General features: G+C 65.7%; 25 protein-coding genes and 1 tRNA gene. 22 read left to right on the top strand and 4 right to left on the bottom strand.

The window, feature by feature from the left end; translation table 11 throughout:
* The first annotated feature begins 78 nt into the window (after positions 1-78).
* The 17 genes from G7Y82_RS17800 (at position 79) to G7Y82_RS17880 (ending at position 13202) form a co-directional block, all read left to right on the top strand.
* Positions 79-954, top strand: coding sequence for a metal-dependent hydrolase (locus G7Y82_RS17800; protein ID WP_168149502.1), 876 nt, complete (start codon positions 79-81; stop codon positions 952-954).
* Between the two features lie 134 nt (positions 955-1088).
* Positions 1089-2540: a dihydrolipoyl dehydrogenase gene (gene lpdA, locus G7Y82_RS17805; protein WP_168149503.1), complete on the top strand. Its 1452-nt coding sequence runs from the start codon at positions 1089-1091 to the stop codon at positions 2538-2540.
* Positions 2537-3124: a YfaZ family outer membrane protein gene (locus G7Y82_RS17810; protein WP_168149504.1), complete on the top strand. Its 588-nt coding sequence runs from the start codon at positions 2537-2539 to the stop codon at positions 3122-3124. Before lpdA ends, G7Y82_RS17810 begins: the two co-directional genes overlap by 4 nt.
* A gap of 165 nt (positions 3125-3289) precedes the next feature.
* On the top strand, positions 3290-4009 hold the full coding sequence (locus tag G7Y82_RS17815; protein ID WP_168149505.1) for a YebC/PmpR family DNA-binding transcriptional regulator: 720 nt from the start codon (positions 3290-3292) through the stop codon (positions 4007-4009).
* Positions 4010-4021: 12 nt separating this feature from the next.
* Positions 4022-4537, top strand: a complete 516-nt coding sequence (ruvC, locus tag G7Y82_RS17820) for a crossover junction endodeoxyribonuclease RuvC (RefSeq protein ID WP_168149550.1) — start codon at positions 4022-4024, stop codon at positions 4535-4537.
* Positions 4534-5118 carry a Holliday junction branch migration protein RuvA gene (gene ruvA / locus G7Y82_RS17825; protein WP_168149506.1) on the top strand — a complete coding sequence of 195 codons (585 nt, stop codon included), beginning with the start codon at positions 4534-4536 and terminating at the stop codon, positions 5116-5118. Before ruvC ends, ruvA begins: the two co-directional genes overlap by 4 nt.
* Positions 5118-6149: a Holliday junction branch migration DNA helicase RuvB gene (ruvB, locus tag G7Y82_RS17830; RefSeq protein WP_168149507.1), complete on the top strand. Its 1032-nt coding sequence runs from the start codon at positions 5118-5120 to the stop codon at positions 6147-6149. Before ruvA ends, ruvB begins: the two co-directional genes overlap by 1 nt.
* Positions 6150-6159: 10 nt before the next feature.
* Complete coding sequence (gene ybgC / locus G7Y82_RS17835) at positions 6160-6585, top strand: tol-pal system-associated acyl-CoA thioesterase (RefSeq protein ID WP_168149508.1); 426 nt, start codon at positions 6160-6162, stop codon at positions 6583-6585.
* Between the two features lie 105 nt (positions 6586-6690).
* Positions 6691-7371, top strand: coding sequence for a protein TolQ (gene tolQ / locus G7Y82_RS17840; protein WP_168149509.1), 681 nt, complete (start codon positions 6691-6693; stop codon positions 7369-7371).
* Entirely contained in the window at positions 7371-7811 is a 441-nt protein-coding gene (locus G7Y82_RS17845) for an ExbD/TolR family protein (protein WP_168149510.1), read from the top strand. Before tolQ ends, G7Y82_RS17845 begins: the two co-directional genes overlap by 1 nt.
* Complete coding sequence (tolA, locus tag G7Y82_RS17850) at positions 7811-8749, top strand: cell envelope integrity protein TolA (RefSeq protein ID WP_168149511.1); 939 nt, start codon at positions 7811-7813, stop codon at positions 8747-8749. The genes G7Y82_RS17845 and tolA overlap by 1 nt, the downstream gene beginning before the upstream one ends.
* 46 nt (positions 8750-8795) lie before the next feature.
* Entirely contained in the window at positions 8796-10094 is a 1299-nt protein-coding gene (gene tolB / locus G7Y82_RS17855; RefSeq protein ID WP_168149512.1) for a Tol-Pal system beta propeller repeat protein TolB, read from the top strand.
* 80 nt (positions 10095-10174) lie between these two features.
* Positions 10175-10699: a peptidoglycan-associated lipoprotein Pal gene (pal, locus tag G7Y82_RS17860; protein ID WP_168149513.1), complete on the top strand. Its 525-nt coding sequence runs from the start codon at positions 10175-10177 to the stop codon at positions 10697-10699.
* Between the two features lie 55 nt (positions 10700-10754).
* Positions 10755-11678 (top strand): tol-pal system protein YbgF, encoded by a 924-nt coding sequence (gene ybgF, locus G7Y82_RS17865; protein ID WP_168149514.1) that lies wholly within the window; start codon positions 10755-10757, stop codon positions 11676-11678.
* A 21-nt stretch (positions 11679-11699) separates the two neighbouring features.
* A complete protein-coding gene (gene queE / locus G7Y82_RS17870; RefSeq protein ID WP_168149515.1) occupies positions 11700-12374 on the top strand; it encodes a 7-carboxy-7-deazaguanine synthase QueE in 675 nt (224 codons plus the stop codon).
* 11 nt (positions 12375-12385) lie between these two features.
* Entirely contained in the window at positions 12386-13066 is a 681-nt protein-coding gene (gene queC, locus G7Y82_RS17875) for a 7-cyano-7-deazaguanine synthase QueC (RefSeq protein ID WP_168149516.1), read from the top strand.
* Positions 13067-13126: 60 nt separating this feature from the next.
* A tRNA-Lys gene (locus G7Y82_RS17880) sits at positions 13127-13202 on the top strand.
* A 101-nt stretch (positions 13203-13303) separates the two neighbouring features.
* Here the strand turns inward: G7Y82_RS17880 and G7Y82_RS17885 are convergent.
* The gene (locus G7Y82_RS17885) at positions 13304-14248 is read right to left on the bottom strand and encodes a LysR family transcriptional regulator (RefSeq protein ID WP_168149517.1); all 945 of its coding nucleotides are present in this window, start codon (positions 14246-14248) and stop codon (positions 13304-13306) included.
* Between the two features lie 96 nt (positions 14249-14344).
* On the opposite strand from G7Y82_RS17885, the gene G7Y82_RS17890 reads away from it, so the two are divergent.
* From G7Y82_RS17890 to G7Y82_RS17900, 3 genes are all read left to right on the top strand, one after another.
* Positions 14345-14863, top strand: a complete 519-nt coding sequence (locus tag G7Y82_RS17890; RefSeq protein ID WP_168149518.1) for a lactoylglutathione lyase family protein — start codon at positions 14345-14347, stop codon at positions 14861-14863.
* A 188-nt stretch (positions 14864-15051) separates the two neighbouring features.
* On the top strand, positions 15052-16167 hold the full coding sequence (locus G7Y82_RS17895; RefSeq protein WP_168149519.1) for an NADH:flavin oxidoreductase/NADH oxidase: 1116 nt from the start codon (positions 15052-15054) through the stop codon (positions 16165-16167).
* Between the two features lie 155 nt (positions 16168-16322).
* Entirely contained in the window at positions 16323-16574 is a 252-nt protein-coding gene (locus G7Y82_RS17900) for a glutathione binding-like protein (RefSeq protein WP_168149520.1), read from the top strand.
* 12 nt (positions 16575-16586) lie between these two features.
* Here G7Y82_RS17900 and G7Y82_RS17905 read toward each other — a convergent pair whose 3' ends face one another.
* Positions 16587-17486, bottom strand: coding sequence for an SMP-30/gluconolactonase/LRE family protein (locus tag G7Y82_RS17905; RefSeq protein WP_206370818.1), 900 nt, complete (start codon positions 17484-17486; stop codon positions 16587-16589).
* Positions 17487-17496: 10 nt separating this feature from the next.
* Positions 17497-19221, bottom strand: coding sequence for an IlvD/Edd family dehydratase (locus G7Y82_RS17910; RefSeq protein WP_168149522.1), 1725 nt, complete (start codon positions 19219-19221; stop codon positions 17497-17499).
* Between the two features lie 178 nt (positions 19222-19399).
* Here G7Y82_RS17910 and G7Y82_RS17915 point away from each other — a divergent pair, with 178 nt between their 5' ends.
* Entirely contained in the window at positions 19400-20191 is a 792-nt protein-coding gene (locus G7Y82_RS17915) for an SDR family NAD(P)-dependent oxidoreductase (protein ID WP_168149523.1), read from the top strand.
* A gap of 56 nt (positions 20192-20247) precedes the next feature.
* Here G7Y82_RS17915 and G7Y82_RS17920 read toward each other — a convergent pair whose 3' ends face one another.
* Positions 20248-21225, bottom strand: a complete 978-nt coding sequence (locus G7Y82_RS17920) for a LysR family transcriptional regulator (protein ID WP_168149524.1) — start codon at positions 21223-21225, stop codon at positions 20248-20250.
* 150 nt (positions 21226-21375) lie between these two features.
* Here G7Y82_RS17920 and araD1 point away from each other — a divergent pair, with 150 nt between their 5' ends.
* Positions 21376-22377, top strand: a complete 1002-nt coding sequence (gene araD1 / locus G7Y82_RS17925; RefSeq protein WP_168149525.1) for an AraD1 family protein — start codon at positions 21376-21378, stop codon at positions 22375-22377.
* Positions 22378-22396: the final 19 nt, after the last annotated feature.

Consider the following 22396-nt stretch of genomic DNA (forward strand, 5'->3'; position numbering starts at 1 on the left):
CGTGGGGCGTCATAGCCTGTGTCCCGGCGGACTCCTAGAGTGAGATGCAATAAAGATTGATCACTCGAGGAGCGTCTCATGGACGGCAGTCATCATCAGGCGATCGTGCCGCGCAAGGGCCCGCAGTTTTCGTGGCAGGACGTGCCGCGGTACTGGTTTGGCGGCGATCCGTTCCGCACGCGGTTCTTCGACGCGATGTCGCTGCTGTTCCCGGAGGGCGAGAAATTCTTCATCGCCTGCGTGCGTGACTATCGCGACCGCATCACCGATCCCGAACTGCAGGCGCAGGTCAAGGACTTCATGTATCAGGAAGGCCAGCACGGCATGGTGCATACGGCGTTCAACAACCACCTGAAGTCGCAGGGCATCGCCGTCGACCACATTCTCGAACGGCAGAAGCACATCATGTTCAACGTGTTCCGCAAGCGTCTGTCGAAGCGCTTCACGCTGGGACAGACGGCCGCCGCCGAGCACATGACGGCGTTGATGGCGCACGGCTTTTTCTCCAATGGCATGTTCGCCGACGCCGATCCACGGGTGCGGGCGATGTACGCCTGGCATGCGGTCGAGGAGATCGAGCACAAGGCGGTGGCGTTCGACGTTTACACGAAGATCGCGCGCGGCGGCTATTTCACACGGGCGCTGAGCATGTTCCAGGTGTCGCTGAGCTTTCCGCTGCACGTGTTCATGATCATGCGCCACATGTTCAAGGTCGACGGCGTCAAGAACCGTCTGCGCGTCTGGGCCAAGGGTCTGTGGTGGCTCTACGGGCCGGGTGGCCTGTATCCGCGGCTGCTGCGCCACTATCTGGCGTATTACCGGCCGGGCTTCCATCCGTGGCAGCAGGGCGATCTGGACACCTATGCGCTGTGGCGCAATGCCTATGAACAGGGCGGCGACGACGCGATTGCCGCGGCCGACGCGGTGCTGGCGCAGACGGCGGCGGCCGCCTGAAATCCGCCCGGATGACGGCCGGCCCCACGTGCCGGCCGTCATAAAGCGTTATCTGCCGCAAAATTTAATCGTCTTGTCCGTGCGGCAATGGACAACGGTCGCTAAAATGTCGCCCGCAACGGACAAGGAGCGACATGACGGACCAATATGATGTCGTCGTCGTCGGCGGTGGTCCCGCCGGCTACCCGACGGCGATTCGCGCGGCGCAGCTGGGTTTCAAGACGGCCTGCATCGACGCCTGGATCAACAAAGACAATACCCCCGCTTTCGGCGGCACCTGCCTCAACGCGGGCTGCATCCCCTCGAAAGCCCTGCTGGAATCCTCGGAGCTGTGGCATCGCATGCAGCACGAGATCGGTGCGCATGGCATCAGCGGTAGCGACTTCAAGGTCGACCTCGACAAGATGCAGGCGCGCAAGACCGCCGTCTCGCGTCAGCTCACCGGCGGCATCAAGCAGCTGTTTGCGGCCAACAAGGTCACCGGCCTCGAAGGCTTCGGCAAGTTGCTCGGCGACGGCAAGGTCGAGTTCACGCCGCATTCCGGCGACAAGCAGGTCCTGACGGCCAAGCACATCGTCATCGCCACCGGCTCGTCGCCGGTCAATCTGAAGATCACGCCGTTCGACGACGAAACCATCGTCGATTCGTGGGGCGCGCTCGACTTCACGGAAGTGCCGAAGACGCTGGGCATCATCGGTGCCGGCGTGATCGGCGTCGAGCTGGGCAGCGTCTGGAGCCGCCTCGGTTCGAAGACGGTGATCCTCGAAGCGATGCCGAGCTTCCTGCCGATGGTCGACGCGGCCATCTCCAAGGAAGCGCTGCGCCACTTCACCAAGCAGGGCCTCGACATCCGCCTCGGTGCCAAGGTGGCCGGCGCCAAGGTCAAGGGCGGCAAGGGCGGCAAGACCGTCGAAGTCGAATACGAGATGGGCGGCGAGACGAAGAAGGAAACCTTCGACAAGCTGATCGTCGCGGTCGGCCGCCGTCCGAACACCGACGGCCTCAACGCCAAGGAAATCGGCGTGGCATTCGACGAGCGCGGCTTCGTCAAGGTCGACGCCAACTACAAGACCAACGTGCCGGGCGTTTACGCCGTCGGTGACGTGATCGGCGGCGCGATGCTCGCGCACAAGGCGATCGAAGAAGGCGTGGCGCTGGCCGAGCAGCTGCACGGCGAGCACACCCAGGTCAATTACGACGCGGTTCCGAGCGTGATCTACACCATGCCGGAAGTGGCGTGGACGGGTCTGTCGGAAGAGCAGGCCAAGGCCAAGGGCTTCGACGTCAAGGTCGGCACCGCGCCGTTCGCGGCCAACGGTCGCGCCAAGGCCATGGAACAGCCGGTCGGCACGATCAAGATCATCGCCGACAAGAAGACCGATCGCGTGCTCGGCGTGCACATGGTCGGCCCTTACGTTTCGGAGCTGCTTGCCGAAGCGGTGCTGGGCCTGGAGTTCGCGGCCACGGTCGAGGACTATGCGCTGACGATGCACGGCCATCCGTCGCTCGCGGAAACCTTCCACGAAGCGGTGCTGTCTGTTGATGGTCGCGCGATCCACGCGGTCAACAAGGTCAAGAAATCGTGATTCGTACTGCCCGTTACGCTCCCGTCGCCGCGGCGGCGCTGATGCTTGCATCGGCGTCCGCCTCGGCGGAATCGCTGAACTTCGGTCTGTCGAGCGATTCGTTTCGCTTCGGTCTGACCGGGCCGCTGTCGCGCGTCATCCAGGGCGCCCAGGGTCAGTATGACCTCGGCTACCTGCAGCGCCGCACGGACGGCGACGACGCCTACGCGGTGCATGCCGGCGTGCTGTTCACCGGCGATGCCGGCCTGCGCGATCTGGACCTGACGGCGGGCGTGGGCTTGCGCGGCGTCTATGTCGGCGGCGACGGCAACGACGGCGGGGCCATCGCGCCGGGTCTGCAGTTCGACCTGCGCGTGCCGGGCTACGATCGTATCGGTCTGACCGGCTACGGCTATTACGCGCCGGGCGTGGTCAGCTTCAACGATATCGATAGCTATCGCGACGTCGGTGCGGCACTGAGCTATGAGATCAACCGCAACGCGGCTGTGTCCGTGGGCTGGCGCAATGTCCGCCTCGGCATCGACCACGGCCCGAACGTGACGCTCGACAGCGGCTTCTACGGCGCGATCGGCCTGACGTTCTAAAGCGGGTATGCGGCCCTTCCCGTCGAGGCAGGCGGGCAGGGCTGCAGCGCACAAGGCCGGGCGTATGTGACAATACGCCCGCGCTTTCGGGGCGGCGCTCGCGTATCAGCGCGAAGTGCGGTCGCCGGGGCGGGTTTTCCGTCAGGGTCCGTCACGAGAGGAAATATGGGCCGAGGTCCAAGTATCGCCGCGCGCAAGGGCGCGGAAGACGCCAAGCGCGGCAAGCTGTTCACCAAATTCATTCGCGAAATCACCGTGGCGGCCCGTGCCGGCGGCGGCGATCCGAAGTCGAACGCGCGCCTGCGTCTGGCGCTCGACAAGGCCTTCGACGCGAACATGACCAAGGAAACCGCCGAACGCGCGATCAAGCGCGGTACCGGCGAGGGCGGCGCCGACAATTTCGAGGAAATCCGCTACGAGGGCTACGCGCCCGGCGGTGTCGCGATCATCGTCGACTGCATGACCGACAATCCGACGCGCACCGTCGCCGACGTGCGCCACGCGTTCTCCAAGAACGGTGGCAATCTCGGCACCAGCGGTGCGGTCGCCTACATGTTCTCGCGCGTCGGCCAGATCTTTTTCGAGACCGAAGGCGATACGCCGGTCGAGGAGAAGATCCTCGAAGCGGCGCTCGAAGCCGGCGCCGACGATGTGATCAGCGAGGACGGCTGGACTGAAGTGCTGACGTCGCCGGAAGGCTTCGAGGCGGTCAAGCAGGCGCTCGAAGCGGCCGGCCTGACGCCGGTACAGGCTGACGTGACGCTGCGTCCGGGCACGATGGTCGAAGTGCCGGCCGACGCGCGTGAATCCGTGCAGAAGCTGGTCGACATGCTCGAGGACCTCGACGACGTGCAGAAGGTCTATTCGAACGGCGACCTTGGCTGATAGACCGGCGTGTTGACCCGCATCATCGGCATCGACCCGGGATCGCGGCACACCGGTTACGGCATCATCGAATCGGAACGGGGGCGGGCGCGCCTGATCGTCGCCGGCCGCATCAGCACCGCAGCCGGCACCGTGCCGCAGCGCCTGTTGCAGATCCAGCAGGAGCTGGGGGCGCTGCTCGCCGAGTTCACGCCGGATGAAGCTGCAATCGAAGAAGTCTTCGTCAACAAGAACGTACAGACGGCACTGGTGCTCGGCCAGGCGCGCGGCGTGGCCCTGTGCGCGCTTGCGCAGGCGGGCCTCGATGTCGCCGAATATGCCGCTTCACAGGTCAAGCAGGCGCTGACCGGTTCCGGGCGCGCCGAAAAGCTGCAGGTCCAACATATGGTCAAGGTGCTGCTCAATCAGCAGGGACGGATGGCGATCGACGCGTCCGATGCGCTGGCGATCGCGCTCACGCATGCGCAGACGCGCGGCGTGCGCGCCAGCGTTGCCAGCGTGGCCGGCCTGCGCCGGAGCCGGCGATGATCGGCCGCATCAGCGGCAAGCTGGTGCTCAAGCAGCCGCCGTTGCTGCTGGTCGACGTCGGTGGTGTCGGCTATGAGATCGAAGCGCCGATGTCGACGTTCTACAAGCTGCCGCCGCTCGGCGAGGCGGTGACGCTGCAGACGCATCTGACGGTGCGCGAGGACGCGCATCTGCTGTTCGGCTTCGCGACGGCGACCGAAAAAGTGCTGTTTCGCGAGCTGATCAAGGTGTCCGGGGTTGGCCCGAAGCTGGCGCTGACGGTGCTGTCCGGCGTCAGCGTCGAGGACTTCTGGAACACGGTGCGCGCCGGCGACGTTGCGCGCCTGACCAAGCTGCCGGGCGTCGGCCGCAAGACCGCCGAGCGTCTGGTCATCGAAATGCGCGACAAGGCCGGCGCCGAAGGCGACGGTGGCGGCATCAAGCTGGTCGCCGATGCGTCGGCGCTGGGCGAGGCGAAGAGCGCGCTCGAAGCGCTGGGCTACAAGCCGGCCGAGATCCAGCGTTTCACGCAGGCCGTGTATAAGGACGGCATGACGACCGAGCAGATCATCCAGGAAGCGCTGAAGCGCGCGGTGAAGTAGTGAGCGACGAGCGCATCGTTTCGGCCCGCGCGACGGCCGGCGACGAGGACCGCGTCGAGCGCGCGATCCGCCCGCAGAAGCTCGCCGATTATGTCGGCCAGCCGGCCGTGCGCGAGCAGATGGGCATCGCCATCGAGGCGTCGCGGCGTCGCGGCGATGCGCTTGATCATGTGCTGATCTTCGGTCCGCCGGGCCTCGGCAAGACCACGCTGGCGCACATTCTCGCCGAGGAAATGGGCGTCAACCTGCGCCAGACCTCGGGGCCGGTGCTCGAACGACCGGGCGATCTGGCGGCGCTGCTGACCAATCTGGAACCCCGCGATCTGCTGTTCGTCGACGAAATCCATCGACTGAGCCCGGTCGTCGAGGAAGTGCTGTATCCGGCGATGGAGGACTACCAGCTCGACATCGTCATCGGCGAGGGACCGGCGGCGCGCTCGATCCGTCTCGACCTGCCGCCGTTCACGCTGGTCGGCGCGACCACGCGCGCCGGCAGCCTGACCAGCCCGTTGCGCGACCGCTTCGGCCTGGTGCAGCGCCTGGAGTTCTATTCGGAAGCGGATCTGACGCATATCGTCGACCGTTCGGCCGGCATACTCGGCGCGCCGATCGACGCCGACGGCGCACGCGAGATCGCGCGGCGCTCGCGCGGCACGCCTCGCATCGCCAACCGCTTGCTGCGTCGCGCCCGCGACTACGCCGAGGTGCGCGGTGACGGCACGATTTCGGCCGCGATCGCGGCTGATGCGATGCAGCTGCTGTCGGTCGATCACAATGGCTTCGATCTGATGGACCGTAAGCTGCTGCTGACGCTGATCGAACGCTTCGACGGCGGGCCGGCCGGTATCGACAACCTGGCGGCGGCGATCGGCGAGGCACGTGACACGCTGGAAGACGTCATCGAGCCGTATCTGATCCAGCAGGGTTATCTGATGCGCACGCCACGTGGGCGCATTGCCGGCAAGCTGGCGTATCAGCACTACGGCCTGAAAATGCCGGACAAGCTCGGCATGCCGGACCTGTTTTCCTAAAAAGCGCCGCATGACCACGCTGCCGATCCGCGTCTATTACGAAGACACCGACGTCAGCGGCGTCGTCTATCACGCCAACTATCTGCGCTATTTCGAGCGCGCCCGTACCGAATGGCTGCGCGGCCTGGGCTTGGGGCAGGAGCGGCTGATGGCCGAGCTGGGCGTGGCCTTCACCGTGGCCGGCATGGAAATCGACTTCCGTCTGCCGGCACGGCTGGATGACGCACTGCAGGTGCGTAGCGAGGTGGTGCAGGTGCGGCGTGCCAGTCTGGTATTCGAGCAGACGCTGGTCCGCCCCCCGGAGACAGCGGTGCTGACGCGTGCCCGCGTCCGTGTCGGCTGCGTCGACGCAAAGCGCTTCCGGCCGATGGCCTTGCCGGCCGAGCTGCAGGCGGCGATCGCCGCTGCGCAGGAGCCCCCCGCCGCGCCGGTTTGAACGGCGTCACGTTCCGTTGCGCGTCGGGGCTGTAATTGCTCAGACGGGGAATGTTAATGTGCGCTCGCTATTTTGCAGATCACGCTTTCCGGGCCCACGTTTTCCATGAATGCCAGTCTTTCGCTGACTCATCTGATTCTTCAGGCCAGCGCGCTCGCGCAAATTGTCCTCTTCCTGCTGGTCGTCGCGTCCATCGGTTCCTGGGCGGTGATCTTCAGCAAGCGCGCGCTGTTTTCGCGGACCTTCAAGGCATCCGCCGCGTTCGAGGAGCGTTTCTGGAGCGGCGGCAATCTGTCCGATCTCTATGAAAGCGTGCGCCGCGACGGCAATGCCAGCGGCCTGTCGGCGATCTTCCTCGCCGGCTACGAGGAGTTCATGCGCCAGCAGACCCTCGGCAAAGTCGATCCGGACGACGTGCTGGCCGCCGTGCAGCGGCAGATGCGGGTGACGCAGACGCGCGAAGTCGAAAAACTTGAAGAAGGACTCGCGATGCTGGCGACGGTCGGTTCGACCAGCCCCTACGTCGGTCTGTTCGGCACCGTCTGGGGCATCATGTCGGCGTTCATTTCGATCGGCAACGTCAAGCAGGCGTCGCTGGCCACCGTGGCGCCGGGCATCGCCGAGGCGCTGATCGCCACCGCCATGGGCCTGGTCGCCGCCATCCCGGCGGTCATCGCCTACAACTTCTTCACGCGCAACGTCGACCGTCTCGACTCGCGATATCAGGTCTTCTCCGAGGAGCTGACCGGCATCATCGAGCGCGGCCTGCGCACCGGGAAGGTCTGATGGCTGCGCCGGTCCAGAGCGGCCGCGGACGCAAGCGGCGCATGAATGCGGAGATCAACGTCGTTCCGTATATCGACGTGATGCTGGTGCTGCTGATCATCTTCATGGTCACGGCGCCGCTGATGACGCAGGGCATCGACGTCGACCTGCCGGATGCCAATGCCGAATCGATGACCGTGCCGGAAGATCCGCCGACGCTGGAAATCATGGCCGACGGCAGCTACAAGCTCAACGGCGACGTCGTCGACGACGATGCACTGGCGTCCAAGGTGCAGGAGCTGATCGCCAAGAAGCCGGACACCATGATTCTCGTCAACGGTGATGCCCAGGTGCCGTATCAGTTCGTCGCCCAGGGTATGGCGATCCTGCGCAGCGCCGGCGCGACCAAGATCGGCTTCGTCACTGAAGAAGCCGACGTCGGCAACAAGAAAAAGCCCTGATGTTCGAGCGCCGCTCCCTCATTGCAGCGGTGCTGCTGCACGTCGTGCTGTTTTCGTTGCTGTTCATCGGCACGCTGTTTCACCGCAAGATGAATGGGCCGCCACCGGTCGAGGCGGTGCTGGTCGCCGATCCGCGCGCGGCGCGTGCCGAGCAGCTTGCCAAACAGCAGCAGGAAGAACATCAGCGCCAGCTCGAAGAGCAACAGCAGCAAGCGGCCGCCGAGGCGGCGCAGCAGCAGGCCGAGGCACAGGCCGCCGCCAAGCAGGCGGAGATCGACCGCCAGCAGAAGGCGCAGCAGGAAGCCGAACAAAAGCGCGTCCAGGAGCAGCAGCGCAAGGACAAGGAAGCGCAGATCAAGGCCGATGCGGAGCGCAAGAAGCAGGAAGACGAGCGCAAGAAGGCCGAGGTCGAAAAGCAGCGCCAGGAACAGGAACTGAAGAAGCAGCAGGACGAGGCCCGCCGCCAGCAGGAAGCCGAGCAGAAGCGCATCGAGGACGAAAAGCGCAAGGCCGAGGCGGAAGCCAAGGCGAAAGCCGAAGCGGAGGCCAAAGCCAAGGCGGAAGCGGAAGCCAAGGCCAAGGCCGAAGCCGAGAAGCGCCGCCGCGATCAGTTGCAGCAGATGATGGCCGCCGAGCAGCAGGGCCGCATCCAGCAGGCGCAGGCGAGCTGGGGGCAGGTGCTGTCCGCGCGTATCCGCAAGTTCTGGATACGTCCGCCGGCGTCACCGACGGACTTCCAGTGTCAGGTGCATATGACGCTGGCAACGGACGGTACGGTGCAGTCGGTGCAGATCACGTCGAGCTGTGGCAGCGCGCCGTTGGATCGCTCGGTCGAAGCGGCGGTACTGAAGGCGAGCCCGATGCCGCTGCCGCCGGATCCGTCCGCCTTCGTTTCAGATATTTCGATCACGTTCTGCCCTGGCGCCGCCTGCCAGTAACGTTCATCGTACGCTCATAGCCCATCCAACAATCTGTGCCGCGTTTATGACCATGCTCAATCGAATTCTCGTGCTGCTGGCCGTTATTGGCGGCCTGGCTGCAATGCCCGCGCAGGCGCAGCTGCAGATCACCGTCAGCGGCGGTGACGTCGCGGCGTTGCCGATCGCCATCGTGCCGTTCGCGCAGACGACGGACATGAAGACCGATATCGCGCAGGTCGTCGAGAACGATCTGGTGCGCAGTGGCCGCTTCCGCGCGTTACCGCGCGCGCAGATGAGCCAGCGGCCGAGCGATCCGGGCAACTTCGACCCGACATCGTGGCGCGCGCAGGGCATGGATAACGTCGTCATCGGCAAGGTCTGGGACGACGGCAAGGGGGGGTACATTGCGCGCTTCTATCTGCTCGATTCGCTGAGCGGCAAGCAGATCATCGCGTACGACTACCCGATCAAGGATTTGTCGCAGTCGCGCTACGCCGCGCACTGGATCGCCGACAAGATCTACGAACAGTTGCTCGGCGTGCCGGGCTACTTCAACACCAAGATCGCCTATGTCTCGGCGCATGGTCTGGGTTTCCAGCGCACCTACCAACTGGTCATCACCGACTCGGACGGCGAGAACCCGCAGTACCCGATCAACTCGCGCGAGACGCTGATGTCGCCGACGTGGTCGCCGGACCGCAAGCAGATCGCGCTGGTCGGTTACGAGCACGGCCGCTCGGCGATCTACCTGTATTCGACCGAAACCGGCAAAGTCACCAAGCTGGTCAGCGAAAAGGGCATCAATGGATCGCCGGCCTGGTCGCCGGACGGCAAGAAGCTGGCCTTCGTGCTGTCGTTCGAGACCAATCCGGACATCTACGTGATGGACATGGCGACGCGCAAGCGCACGCGCCTGACCGACCACTACGGCATCGATACCGAGCCGGCCTGGTCGCCGGATGGCTCAAAGATCATTTTCACGTCGGACCGTGGCGGCAAACCGCAGGTTTATGAGATGGGCGCCGACGGCGGCAATGTTCGCCGACTGACGTTCCAGGGCAGCCAGAACCAGCGTCCGAGCTATTCGCCGGACGGCAAGTCGATTCTTTACGTCACGACCGGCCAGGGCGGCCAGCGGATCGCCCTGCAGGACCTCGCGACCGGCCAAGTGCACATGCTCAGCGATGGCCCGCTCGATGAAGGCCCATGCTTTGCGCCAGGGGGCGCCGTGATAATCTATTCATCGCAAGGACCGCATGGCCGTCAGCTGGAAACCGTCTCCGTCGATGGCCGGGTGCGCATGACGATGCGGCAAGCGAGCGGCGACGTACAGGAACCGTCCTGGTCTCCTGTGTTGCGATAACGAGTAGTGATGCAAAGGCTGTTTCGTTTTTTAACTTTCAACCTTCCAAACCTGCTGTCTCTCCGTCGCGGAGTCCCCTCATGATCAAGAACAAAGTCCTGCTGTCGCTCGTTGCCGTTACCACGCTTGCTCTGGGCGCTTGCGCGTCCAAGGGTGAGAAGACCTCCAATCTGCCGCCGCCTCCGCAGCAGCAGAGCACCTCGGCCTACAATGACACGGCCGGTCAGGGCACCCAGATCGGTGACGAGGATGCCCGCGCCATGGCGGAGCGCGCGCTCACCAACAACATCATCTACTTCGACTTCGACTCGAGCGCGATCGGCGCCGAATACGGCTCGATCGTCGATGCCTACGCCAAGTACCTGACGGCCAACCCGGTCGCCAAGGTGCGCATCGAAGGCCATACCGACGAGCGTGGCTCGCGCGAGTACAACGTCGCCCTCGGCGAGCGTCGTGCGAACGCGGTCAAGGATGCGCTGGTCGCGCAGGGCGTGAGCCCGGACCAGATCTCCGTGATCAGCTACGGCGAAGAGCGCCCGGCCGTCGAAGGTCACGATGAAGCAGCGTGGGCGAAGGATCGTCGCGCGCAGATCATCCGTCTGTAAGACGGTCGTTTAGCGACCGTATTCAATACGCCGTTTCTCCGGGGGAGATCACAGCATGCGCCAGACCCGTCTCGTCATCGTCGCCATGGCAGCCGCTTTGTCGGCCTGCGCTTCCGACTACGGTGGCAGCCTGGCGGGCAATCAGGACGTGCTGTCCCCGGAGGAACGGCGGCTTCAGGCACTCGAGAATCATGTGGCGCAGATGCAGCGCCGCCTCGATGCACTGAACGCCAGCAACATCGATCAGCAGAGCCAGCAGACCCGTCAGGACGTCAGCCAGCTCCGCGGTGATCTCGAAAAACTGCGCTACGACTTCGATCAGTCGCAGCGCCAGCAGGCCGACCTCGAAGCGCGTGTGCAGCGCCTTGAAGGCGGCGCCGCCGCCGGCATGGCGCCGGGCGTCGCCGGGGCCTACATGCCGCAGAACGGTGCGGTGCAGCCGGGTGCGACCGGCCAGGCACCGATGCCGGGCGCCGGTACGGCCGCTGCCGCGGCGGCTGCCACGCCGGACGACCAGAGCACTCCGGTGGTGACGCCGGCACAGACGCCGAGCCAGCCGGCTGCGGCGGCCGGTGCGGTGACGCTGTCGAACGGCGGCGGCGCCTCGCCGCAGGAAGAGGCGGCCTATCTGTCTGCATTCGACTCGCTGAAGAACGGCAAGTACGACGACGCGCTGCGCGGCTTCCGCGCGCAGCTCGAGAAGTGGCCGCAGGGGCGCTATGCCGACAACGCGCTGTACTGGAGCGGCGAGGCGTACTACGTCAAGGCCGACTACAAGTCGGCGCTGGCGGCGTTCCAGGCGGTGCTGCAGCGCTTCCCGCGCAGCGCCAAGGCGCCGGACGCGATGCTCAAGAGCGGTCTCGTGCAGATGGACATGGGCCAGACGTCGGCCGGCAAGGCGACGCTGCAGAAGGTCGTCAGCACCTATCCGCAGTCGAATGCCGCGAGCCTCGCGCAGCAACGCCTGCAGAGCAAGTAACGGGGCGATACCGGAGTTTCGTTGGACGACGTCGCCGCCGCTGTCGCTGCCCCCGCGCCGCGGCTGAAAATCACCGAGATCTTCCTGTCGGTCCAGGGCGAGTCGTCGTCCGTGGGCTGGCCGACCGTGTTCGTGCGCCTGACCGGCTGTCCGCTGCGCTGCCAGTATTGCGACACGGCCTACGCGTTCCATGGCGGCCAGTGGCGCTCGCTCGACGAGATCGTCGACGATGTCGCGCGGCTCGGCGCGCGTCATGTCTGCGTGACCGGCGGCGAGCCGCTGGCGCAGAGGAACTGCCTGCCGCTGCTGACGCGGCTCTGCGACGCCGGTCATCGCGTGTCGCTGGAGACCAGCGGCGCGATGGACATCAGCGGCGTCGATCCGCGCGTCGTGCGCGTGCTCGACATCAAGACGCCGGCTTCCGCCGAAGTGGGCCGCAATCGCTGGGAAAACCTCGGGCATCTGCAGCCGCACGACGAGATCAAGTTCGTCCTCTGCGGACGTGACGACTACGAGTGGGCGAAGGCCGTCGTCGCCGAGCACGGTCTGACGCAGCGCTGCGACGTGCTGTTTTCGCCGAGCCAGGGCCAGCTCGATGCCGGCCGGCTCGCCGAGTGGCTGCTTGCGGATCGCCTGCCGGTGCGTTTTCAATTGCAGCTGCACAAGGTGTTGTGGGGCGACAGCCCCGGACGTTGAAGGGAATTTTCGTGAGTACAAAAAAAGCGGTCGTCCTGCTGTCGGGCGGCCTCGATTCGGCGACGGTGCTGGCGATGGCGCGCGCCCAGGGTTACGAGTGCTATGCGCTGAGCGTGTCGTACGGCCAGCGCCATGTCGCCGAGCTGGTCGCCGCGCAGCGCGTCGCTGCGACGCTCGGCGCCGTCCGCCACCAGACGATGCAGGTCAATCTCGATGCCGTCGGCGGTTCGGCGCTCACCGATCGCAACATCGCGGTGCCGGAAGTCGACCATGACATGCCCGGCATTCCGGTCACCTACGTGCCGGCGCGCAACACGCTGTTCCTGTCGCTGACGCTCGGCTGGGCCGAAGTGCTCGGCGCGCAGGATCTGTTCATCGGCGTCAATGCCGTCGACTACTCCGGCTACCCGGATTGCCGGCCGGAATTCATTCGCGCGTTTGAAGCGCTCGCCAACGTCGCGACCAGCGCCGGCGTCGAGGGCCAGCGCTTCACCGTGCACGCGCCGCTGCTGACGATGAGCAAGGCCGACATCATTCGCGAAGGCACGAAGCTCGGCGTCGACTACGGCATTACCGTGTCGTGCTACCAGGCGGATGACGACGGCCGCGCTTGCGGGCGCTGCGATTCGTGCCGCCTGCGCCGCGAGGGATTCGCCGCCGCCGGCGTGCCGGACCCGACGCCATATCGCTGATCGACTTGGCGGGTCTCCCTAGACGCGTCTCGATCGTTTATCATGCGCGGCCCTGCGGATGGGTCGTTAGCTCAGCCGGTAGAGCAGTTGGCTTTTAACCAATTGGTCGCAGGTTCGAACCCTGCACGACCCACCATCTAAATCAATGATTTAGGCAGGGACTCAGACGGGCCATCCAGCCGCTCGTCGAGTCAGCTCGCAGTATCTTCCCGAATCGAATGGTTGCCGGCCGCGTGTTCAGCGCGGGCGTCGCACGGTTTTGCACGCCACGGCTTTGCTGCGTGAGGGCTTGGTTTTCGCAACGGTCGGCTCGGGCCGCGACGCATCGCGCATGCGGCGCATGGCGAGCTGGGCGCAGGCCGACAGCGGCCATTCCGAGCGGTGAATCAACCACAGCGTGTCGACGACCGGTGACGTGGTTTCGACGACGGCGATCGCCTCCGGGCGCGCAAACGCCTGCCGTGCGTAGCGCGGAATAACGGTGAAGCCGAAGCCGCGCGCAACGGGTTCCAGGATCAGACTGATCTGGTTGCTGAAGCCGTGCACCGGCAGGCTGCGCACGCCGGGATTGCCGGGAAAGGCCTGGCGCAGCAGCCGGTTCGCCATCGAGGGGCCGTTCGGGTGATCGATGAAGCCGAGACGCTGCAGATCGCACCAGCCTTCGACGCGGACGCTGGCGGGGACGACCAGTTCCAGGGGCTCTTCCGAAAAGGGCGCGGCTGCCAGGCGCGGATCGTCCGGCCTCACGCTGGTGAGCCCGAGCTCGTAGCGATTGTCGAGCACGGCCTCGAGCACCTCGCGATCGGGTGCAAAGCGGTGCCGTACGCGCAGGCCGCGATGTTCGGCCTGCAGCGCCAACAACACTGGATAGAGCGCCAATCCGACGCTGCCGGGACTGATCAGGCTGATCTCCCCATGCGTGGCGTCGTCATCGGCGAGCCGGCCGTGCAGACGCCGCTCAGCCTGATCGAGTTCTCGGCAGTAGTCGAGCAGGGCGCGCCCGGCCGGCGTGACCTCGGCGTGTCGCGGTCTGCGGATCAACAACGGCCCGAGGCGCCGCTCGAGTTGCTGGACGTGCTGGCTGACGGCGGCCTGCGTCAGATCGAGGCGGTCTGCCGTTCGCGTGAAGCTGCCAAGCTCGGCCAGGGTGGCGAAGGTGCGCAGCCATTGCGGATTTATCATTAAAATATTTTATAAAAACAATAATTATTTATCCATTTAAATTATGGATTAGCGCCCCTACGATGTGTCGCACTGATGAATTCCGGTGCCTTACCCATGACGCAGACCTATCCCCGCAGCTTTTCGCACATCGGCCTTTCGGTGACCGATCTCGATGCCGCCGTGCGTTTCTATACCGAGGTTCTCGGCTGGTATCTGATCATGCCGCCGACCACGATCAACGAGGACGACAGCGCCATCGGCGTGATGTGTACCGACGTGTTCGGCGCTGGCTGGACATCGTTCCGCATCGCCCACCTGTCGACCGGCGACCGCGTCGGTGTCGAGATCTTCGAGTTTCTCAATGCCGAAAGGCCGGCGAACAACTTTGAATACTGGAAGACCAGCGTCTTCCACTTCTGTGTCCAGGACCCGGACGTCGAAGGGCTGGCGGCGAAGATCGTTGCCGCCGGCGGCAAGCAGCGCATGCCGGTGCGCTATTACTACCCGGGCGAGAAGCCGTATCGCATGGTCTACATGGAAGACCCGTTCGGCAACATCCTGGAAATCTACAGCCACAGCTACGAGCTGACGTATTCGGCTGGTGCCTATCAGTCCGCGGCCCCGGCGGCGTGAAGCGTGATGTGTGATCGCAAGGCAGGCGCACCGACGCAGGGCCGAGATGAACGGTGCGCCACCAGCGCATGGCCGTGCGGTCGGGCCAAGCTGACCGGCTGGTTTGTCACCTCGTCATTCAACTCGATCTGAGCAATTCGACGCAGCAGCGTGCTGCTCGATCGCGATTCAACTTCCTAGAGAGCGCCATGCCCCATCTATTCGAACCGTTCCAGATCCAGAGCCTCACGCTGCGTAACCGCATTGCGGTGCCGCCGATGTGTCAGTACAGCGCCATCGACGGCCTGATCAACGATTGGCATCTGGCGCATTACAGCGGCCTCGCGCGTGGCGGTGCCGGTCTGGTGATCGTCGAGGCCACGGCGGTGTCGCCTGAAGGCCGCATCACGCCGGGCTGCACCGGCTTGTGGAATGACGGGCAGGCGCAGGGAATGGCACGCATTGCATCGGCTATCAAGGCCGCCGGAGCGGTGCCCGGTATTCAGATCGGACACGCCGGTCGCAAGGCCAGCGCGCATCGGCCCTGGGAGGGTGACGACCATATCCCCGACGACGATCCGCGCGGCTGGCAGACGCTCGCGCCGTCGGCGCTGGCGTTCGGCGGCGGCTTGCCGAAAGTGCCGAAGGCCATGACGCTCGACGACATCGCGCGCGTGCAGGCCGATTTCGTCGCCGCGGCGATCCGCGCACGCGATGCCGGATTCGAATGGCTGGAACTGCATTTTGCGCACGGCTATCTGGCGCAGAGCTTCTTCTCGCGTGCCGCAAATCAACGCACCGATGCTTACGGCGGCAGTTTCGACGGCCGCAGTCGCTTCCTGCTCGAGACGCTGCAGGCGGTGCGCAAGGTTTGGCCGGCGCATCTGCCGCTGACCGCGCGCTTCGGCGTGATCGAGTACGACGGGCACGACGATCAAACCCTGGACGAGTCGATCGAGCTGACGCGGCGCTTCAAGGCGGCCGGCCTTGATCTGCTCAACGTCAGCATGGGCTTTTCGGCGCCTGGCGGTCGCGTGCCCTGGGGTTCGGGTTTTCTGGCACCGATCGCCGGCCGGGTCCGCCGTGAAGCGGAGATTGCAGTGGCGTCGGGCTGGTGCGTCGACGATCCCAAGGTCGCCGCGCGCGTCGTCGCCGACGGCGAGATGGACGTGGTGATGATCGGCCGCGCGCATCTGGCCGATCCGCACTATCCATATCAGCTGGCGCTCGCGCTCGGTCGCGAGCATCCGGCGGCGCTGCTGCCGACCCCGTACGCGTACTGGCTGTCGCGCTATCGCGGCCCGGGGACCGGCTCGGCGCAATGAGCGGCGGCCTGCGTTGCGGCTCAGCGCGCGGCTGACGAGACCCGTGTGGATCGAACTTCAGATGCAGCGCGTCGACACCGCGCAATAACGGGCTGGGGTTGAAGCGGAAGCTGTTGAGCCCTTCGGCGAAGCGCAGATGCTTCAGGCGGCCGGCGATGATTGGCAGCGCATCGGGTGTTGGATGCGGCGCGTTCCCCAAGGGGCTGGCCTGGCGGATGCTGGACTGGATCGAGGCGCGCCATGACGGCGCCGAATATGTCGCCGGTCCGGCCTTTTCGCTGGCCGACATTCTGCTGTTCTGCTTCGTCGACTTTGCGCAGATGGTCGGCATGACGCCGCTCGACGGTCGGCCGTGGCTGTCGGCGTGGTTTGCGCGAGTCGCCGCGCGGCCGAGCGCGGCGGCCTGAGCGTTGCCGGTTTCAGCTGCCGAACGTATTGGCCGCCAGACCCTTCACGTCGAGATCGATTGCGAACACGCCGCCGGCCAGCGGCTGTATGGCGAGGGCGTCGGCGTCGAGGTCGCCGCGCGCGCTGGTGACGTAGAGCGTGCGCAGATCGGCGCCGCCGAAGGCGACGTTGGTGACGTGGCGCACCGGTAGTGCGATGCGCGCCAGTTCGCGGCCGTCGGCCGGATCGTGGGCGGTGACGCAGGCGCCGTTCCAGTGCGCGATCCAGATGCGGCCGGCGGCGTCGGTGGTCATGCCGTCGGGGTCGCCGTCGCCATCGGCGAGGCGTAGCCAGACGCGGCGGTTGGCCAGCGTGCCGCGGTCGGCATCGAAGTCGAACGCGTAGATCGTGCCGCGGCCGGTTTCGGTGAAGTAGAACGTGCGCTGGTCGAGCGACCAGGTCGGGCCGTTGGCGATGTGCACGTTCTCGTGGTGGCGCGTGCACCGGCCGTCCGGGTCGTAGCGGTACAGCGCGCCGGTGGCGGCGCTGCAGGCGAAGTCGGTGCTGCCGGCCCAGAAGCGGCCGTGCGCGTCGCACTTGCCGTCGTTGAAGCGGTTGTTCGGATGCTCACCGCGCGGTACGTGCAGTGTGCGCAGGGCGTCTTGCTCGGGGTCGAAGGCGGCGAAGCGGCTGCGCAGCGTGACGAACAGTTCGTTGCCGCGCGCGTGTTCGGCCAGTGCCGAGATTTCCTCGTCGAACGTCCACGATTCCTGGGCATCCGTCGCCGGTGTGTAGCGGTGCAGGCGACGGCCCAGGATGTCGACGAAGTACAACGCCTGCCGGCGCGGCGACCACACCACACCTTCGCCGAGTCGCGCGCCGACGTCCCAGACGCAGCGCGGCGCACCGGCGGCGATCGTCGGGCGACTCACGGCCGCGCGCTCAGTGCGAGTGGCGCTCGACGTCGCCGCCGCTGCCGCCGACGAGGATGTCGAGGTCGGCGCCGAGGTGGGCCTGCTGTACGTGATCGACATAGAGCTTGTACCAGCCGCGTTTCGGCGCTTCCGGTGCCTTCCAGGCGGCGCGACGGCGCGCGAGCTCGTCGTCGGCCACGTCGAGATGCAGTTTACGACCGGGCACGTCGAGTTCGATCATGTCGCCATTTTGCACCAGCGCCAGCGTGCCGCCGGCCGCCGCTTCCGGCGAGACGTGCAGTACGACCGTGCCGTAGGCGGTGCCGCTCATGCGCGCATCGGAGATGCGGATCATGTCGGTGATGCCCTTCTTCAATACCTTGGGTGGCAGCGGCATGTTGCCGACTTCGGCCATGCCCGGATAGCCGCGCGGGCCGCAGTTCTTCAGCACCATGATGCAGGTCTCGTCGATGTCGAGCGCATCGTCGTCGATGCGCGCGCGAAAGTCCTCGATGGTCTCGAAGACGACGGCGCGGCCGCGGTGCTGCAGCAGGTTCGGCGAAGCCGCCGACGGCTTGATGACGGCGCCGTCCGGCGCCAGGTTGCCGCGCAACACGGCAATGCCGGCCTCCTTCTTGAACGGCTCGTCCAGGGTGCGGATCACGTCGCGGTTCCAGCACGGCGCGTCGGCGATGTTCTCGCCGAGCGTCTTGCCGGTCACCGTCAGCGCCGACAGATCGAGGTGTTCGGAGACTTCGTTCATCACCGCCGGCAGACCGCCGGCGTAGTAGAAGTCTTCCATCAGGTATTGGCCCGATGGCTTGAGGTTGACCAGGCACGGCAGTTTCGAGCCGAGCCGGTCCCAGTCTTCGAGCTTGAGGTCGACGCCGAGGCGTCCGGCGATCGCCAGCAGATGGATCACCGCATTGGTCGAGCCGCCGATCGCGGCGTTGACCTTGATCGCATTCTCGAACGCGGTGCGAGTGAGGATCTTCGACATCGTCAGATCCTCGCGCACCATCTCGACGATGCGCCGTCCGGCGAGTTGCGCGAGGCGGTAGCGGCGCGCGTCGACGGCGGGGATCGCGGCGTTCTCGGGCAGCGCCATGCCGAGCGCTTCGATCATGCTCGCCATGGTCGAGGCGGTGCCCATGGTCATGCAGCTGCCCTTGCTGCGCTGCATGCAGGCTTCGGCTTCGGTGAAATCGGCCTGCGACAGCTCGCCGGCACGGACCATTTCCGACATCTGGATGACGCCGGTGCCGGAGCCGACCGGACGCCCGCGCCAGTTGCCGGACAGCGACGGTCCGCCGGACAGGCCAATGGTCGGCAGATCGACGCTGGCGGCGCCCATCATCAGCGCCGGCGTGGTCTTGTCGCAGCCCATCAACAGCACGACGCCGTCCATGGGATTGGCACGGATCGATTCCTCGACGTCCATGCTCGCCAGGTTGCGGAACAGCATCGCCGTCGGCCGCATCTGCGTTTCGCCCAGCGACATCACCGGGAATTCGAGCGGAAAACCGCCGGCCTCGTAGATGCCGCGCTTCACGTGTTCGGCCAGCTCGCGGAAGCTGCCGTTGCACGGCGTCGTTTCCGACCAGGTGTTGCAGATGCCGATGACCGGGCGGCCGTCGAACATGTCGTGCGGATTACCGGCGCTCTTCAGCCAGCTGCGGTAATAGAAGCCGAGCTTGCCTTCGCGTCCGAACCATTCCTGGCTGCGGCGCTTCGGCTTTTTGGCGGACTCCATGGGGTACGGTCTCCTCGTCGAGTTATCGGGCTCGCGCACGCCGCAGATCGTCGTGTCGGAGCCGCTTTACGGCGGGGATCGTACAAGGCATATTGATACAAAGATAATAACAATATCCAATAAATAGATATCAATTTTCGTATAACAAAGCAGGGAGGCGGCGAAGAGGCGCCGCGGCATGAACACGACACAACACACACAGCAAAACGGCGTGGCGAATTACCCGAGCCTGCGCGGCCGCAAGGTCTTCATCACCGGCGGCGGTTCGGGTATCGGCGCGGCGATGGTCGAGGCGTTCGTTCGCCAGGGCGCGCATGTCGCGTTCATCGACATTGCAGCGGCCGACAGCGAAGCGCTCGCCGAACGGCTGATCGGCGAGGGTCTGGAGAAGCCGTGGTGGCGCGCCTGCGATGTCACCGATATCGCCGCGCTGCAGGCGGCGATCGCCGATGCCGCGCAGGCGCTCGGCGACTTTCACACGCTGGTCAACAACGTCGCCAGCGACGATCGCCACGCGCTCGACGAGGTGACGCCCGAATACTGGGATCGGCGCATGGCGATCAATCAGCGCCCGGCGTTCTTCGCGATCCAGGCGGTGGTGCCCGGCATGCGCCGGCTCGGCGGCGGATCCATCGTCAATCTCGGCTCGACCGGCTGGCAGGCCAAGACCGGTGGCTATCCGTGCTATGCGACCGCCAAGTCGTCGGTCAACGGGCTGACGCGCGGGCTGGCGCGCGAGCTCGGCGCGCAGCGCATCCGCATCAACGTCGTCACGCCCGGCTGGGTGATGACCGAGCGACAGATCAAGCTGTGGCTCAATGCCGACAGCGAGCAGGATCTGCTGCGCAACCAGTGCCTGCCGGACAAGGTGTATCCGGACGACATTGCCAACATGGTGATGTTTCTCGCCGCCGACGATGGGCGCGCCTGTACGGCGCAGGAATTCGTCGTCGACGCCGGCTGGATCTGAGCGCGCCGGCACGCGCCCGCCGTCGATGCGGGCGCGTGCCGCGGCGCGGTACCGGCTCAGGCGTCGTGGTCGTGCGGTTCGTCGAACTGCACGCCGTAAACCGGCGCGGCGGCGTCCTTGAGCGCGCGCAGCATGATCTTCGCCGCCGGCGACAGCAGCCAGTCGGTGCGCGTGATGATGCCGAACGCGTCCATCGTGCACGACAGCTCGATCGGCAGGATCGTCACCATGCCGTGCTCGGCGTAGTAGCGCGCGACGTCGGTCGGCACGACGGCGAGGTAGTCGCACTGCTGCAACATCTTGGTCAGGAACACCACCGCCGCCGATTCGATCAGGCGGTTCGGGACGTCGAGTCCGGCTTCCTGGAACATCAGCTCGAAGCGGTGGCGCAGCACGCTGCCGGCCGGCGGCACGATCCAGCCGGCGGCCGCCAGCTCACGCAGCGTCGGCTTCTTCTTGTTCTTCAGCATCGGATGCTGCGGTCTGACGATCGCCGACACGCCTTCCTCGGCCAGCGATTCGTAGTGCAAATGGGTTTTGTCGTGACGCTCGAACAGGCGTGCGACGAGGATGTCGATCCTGTTCTGCGCCAGGCGTTCGAGCAGCACGTCACTGCTTTCGACCAGCAGCGATACCCGCAGCCGCGGGTGCGCCTCGATGACCTGTGCCATTGCCGCCGGCAGCAGCGTCATTGCCGGACCGGTGATCGCACCGACGCTGACGCTGCCGAAGTAGCCGGCCTTCAACGCCTCGATCTCGGCACCGGCTTCGGTGAGGTTCGACAGCGCCATGCGCGCATGGCGGATCATCGTCTCGCCGTACCAGGTCGGACGCATGCCGCGCGGCAGTCGCTCGAACAGCGGCACGCCCATCATGTCCTCGAGGTCCTTGAGCAGCTTCGATGCCGCCGGCTGCGACATGTTGAGCGCCTCGGCAGCGCGATGGATGTTGCCTTCTTCGTCGATGGCGATCAGCAGCATCAACTGCCGCGTCTTGAGTCGTGCGCGTATGAACCAGGGCGTGTTGAACGCCATGTTCCCCTCCCTTTATGTATATCAATCTTTGTATAGCATAGTTCAATATAAATATTTGTTGTATATCACTTGCCTCCGCACAATACCGGCAGACGGGCAGTGGCGACCGCGCCGCTGCATTCGAAAAACGAAAACCGCAGGCGGAGAAACATGCGACTCATCCAAGTGTTGGACGCGGCAGGCGCCGCACGCGTCGGCGTCATCGCGGCCGACGGCGACACCGTGCAGCTGCTCGATGGCTGGAGCCACAGCTACGACCTGGCGGTCGCGGCGATCGCGCAGGGCGTGACGCTCGACGCGCTCGCGGCGTCGGCGATCGGCAGCCAGACGCTGTCGTATCGCGACGCGCTGGCCGCTCAGCGCGTGCTGGCGCCGCTGATGCACCCCGATCCGGCGCACTGCCACGTGACCGGCACCGGCCTGACGCATCTGGGCAGCGCCGCGGCACGTGACGCGATGCACAAGTCGCTGCAGCAGGATGCGGCGGCGATGACCGACTCGATGCGCATGTTCAAAATGGGCGTCGAGTCCGGCATTCCGCAGGACGACAGGCCGGGCGCACAGCCCGAGTGGTTCTACAAGGGCGACGGCGGCATCGTCGTCGCACCGGGCGCGCCGCTGCCGTCGCCGGACTTCGCGCTCGACAGCGGCGAGGAGCCCGAGCTGGTCGGTCTCTACGTGATCGGCGCCGACGGCACCCCGCATCGCCTCGGCTTCGCGATCGGCAACGAGTTCTCCGACCACATCACCGAGCGCCAGAACTATCTGTATCTCGCCCATTCGAAGCTGCGCTACTGCTCGCTGGGTCCGGAGCTGCGCACCGGCGAGCTGCCGGCCGATCTGCGCGGCACCAGCCGCGTGCGGCGCGGCGACGCGGTCGTCTGGGAGCGGCCGTTCCTGACCGGCGAGGCGAACATGTGCCATTCGCTCGCCAACCTCGAATACCACCACTTCAAGTACGCCGCGCACCGGCGGCCGGGCGATGTGCATCTGCACTACTTCGGTACCGCGACGCTGAGCTTCACCGACGGTGTCAGCACCGTCGAAGGCGACCGCTTCGAGATCGATCTGCCGGACCTCGGCGCGCCGCTCGTCAACCCGATCGCGATCGTCGACAGCGGCTTCGCGCTCGGCGGCGTACGCCCGCTCTGAGACCAGAGCCCGCCCACGG

It is taken from the genome of Solimonas marina (genome assembly GCF_012241385.1).
GTDB classification, from domain to species: Bacteria; Pseudomonadota; Gammaproteobacteria; order Nevskiales; family Nevskiaceae; genus Solimonas; species Solimonas marina.

Bases quoted from the DNA above. Each gene is read 5' to 3' on its own strand.
- tolQ (WP_168149509.1), top strand. From the start codon at position 6,691: ATGAATGCCAGTCTTTCGCTGACTCATCTGATTCTTCAGGCCAGCGCG.
- ruvA (WP_168149506.1), top strand. From the start codon at position 4,534: ATGATCGGCCGCATCAGCGGCAAGCTGGTGCTCAAGCAGCCGCCGTTG.
- G7Y82_RS17800 (WP_168149502.1), top strand. From the start codon at position 79: ATGGACGGCAGTCATCATCAGGCGATCGTGCCGCGCAAGGGCCCGCAG.
- lpdA (WP_168149503.1), top strand. From the start codon at position 1,089: ATGACGGACCAATATGATGTCGTCGTCGTCGGCGGTGGTCCCGCCGGC.
- G7Y82_RS17920 (WP_168149524.1), bottom strand. From the start codon at position 21,225: ATGGCGTTCAACACGCCCTGGTTCATACGCGCACGACTCAAGACGCGG.
- G7Y82_RS17890 (WP_168149518.1), top strand. From the start codon at position 14,345: ATGACGCAGACCTATCCCCGCAGCTTTTCGCACATCGGCCTTTCGGTG.
- G7Y82_RS17845 (WP_168149510.1), top strand. From the start codon at position 7,371: ATGGCTGCGCCGGTCCAGAGCGGCCGCGGACGCAAGCGGCGCATGAAT.
- G7Y82_RS17915 (WP_168149523.1), top strand. From the start codon at position 19,400: ATGAACACGACACAACACACACAGCAAAACGGCGTGGCGAATTACCCG.
- tolA (WP_168149511.1), top strand. From the start codon at position 7,811: ATGTTCGAGCGCCGCTCCCTCATTGCAGCGGTGCTGCTGCACGTCGTG.
- ybgC (WP_168149508.1), top strand. From the start codon at position 6,160: ATGACCACGCTGCCGATCCGCGTCTATTACGAAGACACCGACGTCAGC.
- araD1 (WP_168149525.1), top strand. From the start codon at position 21,376: ATGCGACTCATCCAAGTGTTGGACGCGGCAGGCGCCGCACGCGTCGGC.
- G7Y82_RS17895 (WP_168149519.1), top strand. From the start codon at position 15,052: ATGCCCCATCTATTCGAACCGTTCCAGATCCAGAGCCTCACGCTGCGT.
- ybgF (WP_168149514.1), top strand. From the start codon at position 10,755: ATGCGCCAGACCCGTCTCGTCATCGTCGCCATGGCAGCCGCTTTGTCG.
- tolB (WP_168149512.1), top strand. From the start codon at position 8,796: ATGACCATGCTCAATCGAATTCTCGTGCTGCTGGCCGTTATTGGCGGC.
- G7Y82_RS17885 (WP_168149517.1), bottom strand. From the start codon at position 14,248: ATGATAAATCCGCAATGGCTGCGCACCTTCGCCACCCTGGCCGAGCTT.
- G7Y82_RS17900 (WP_168149520.1), top strand. From the start codon at position 16,323: ATGATTGGCAGCGCATCGGGTGTTGGATGCGGCGCGTTCCCCAAGGGG.
- pal (WP_168149513.1), top strand. From the start codon at position 10,175: ATGATCAAGAACAAAGTCCTGCTGTCGCTCGTTGCCGTTACCACGCTT.
- G7Y82_RS17910 (WP_168149522.1), bottom strand. From the start codon at position 19,221: ATGGAGTCCGCCAAAAAGCCGAAGCGCCGCAGCCAGGAATGGTTCGGA.
- G7Y82_RS17815 (WP_168149505.1), top strand. From the start codon at position 3,290: ATGGGCCGAGGTCCAAGTATCGCCGCGCGCAAGGGCGCGGAAGACGCC.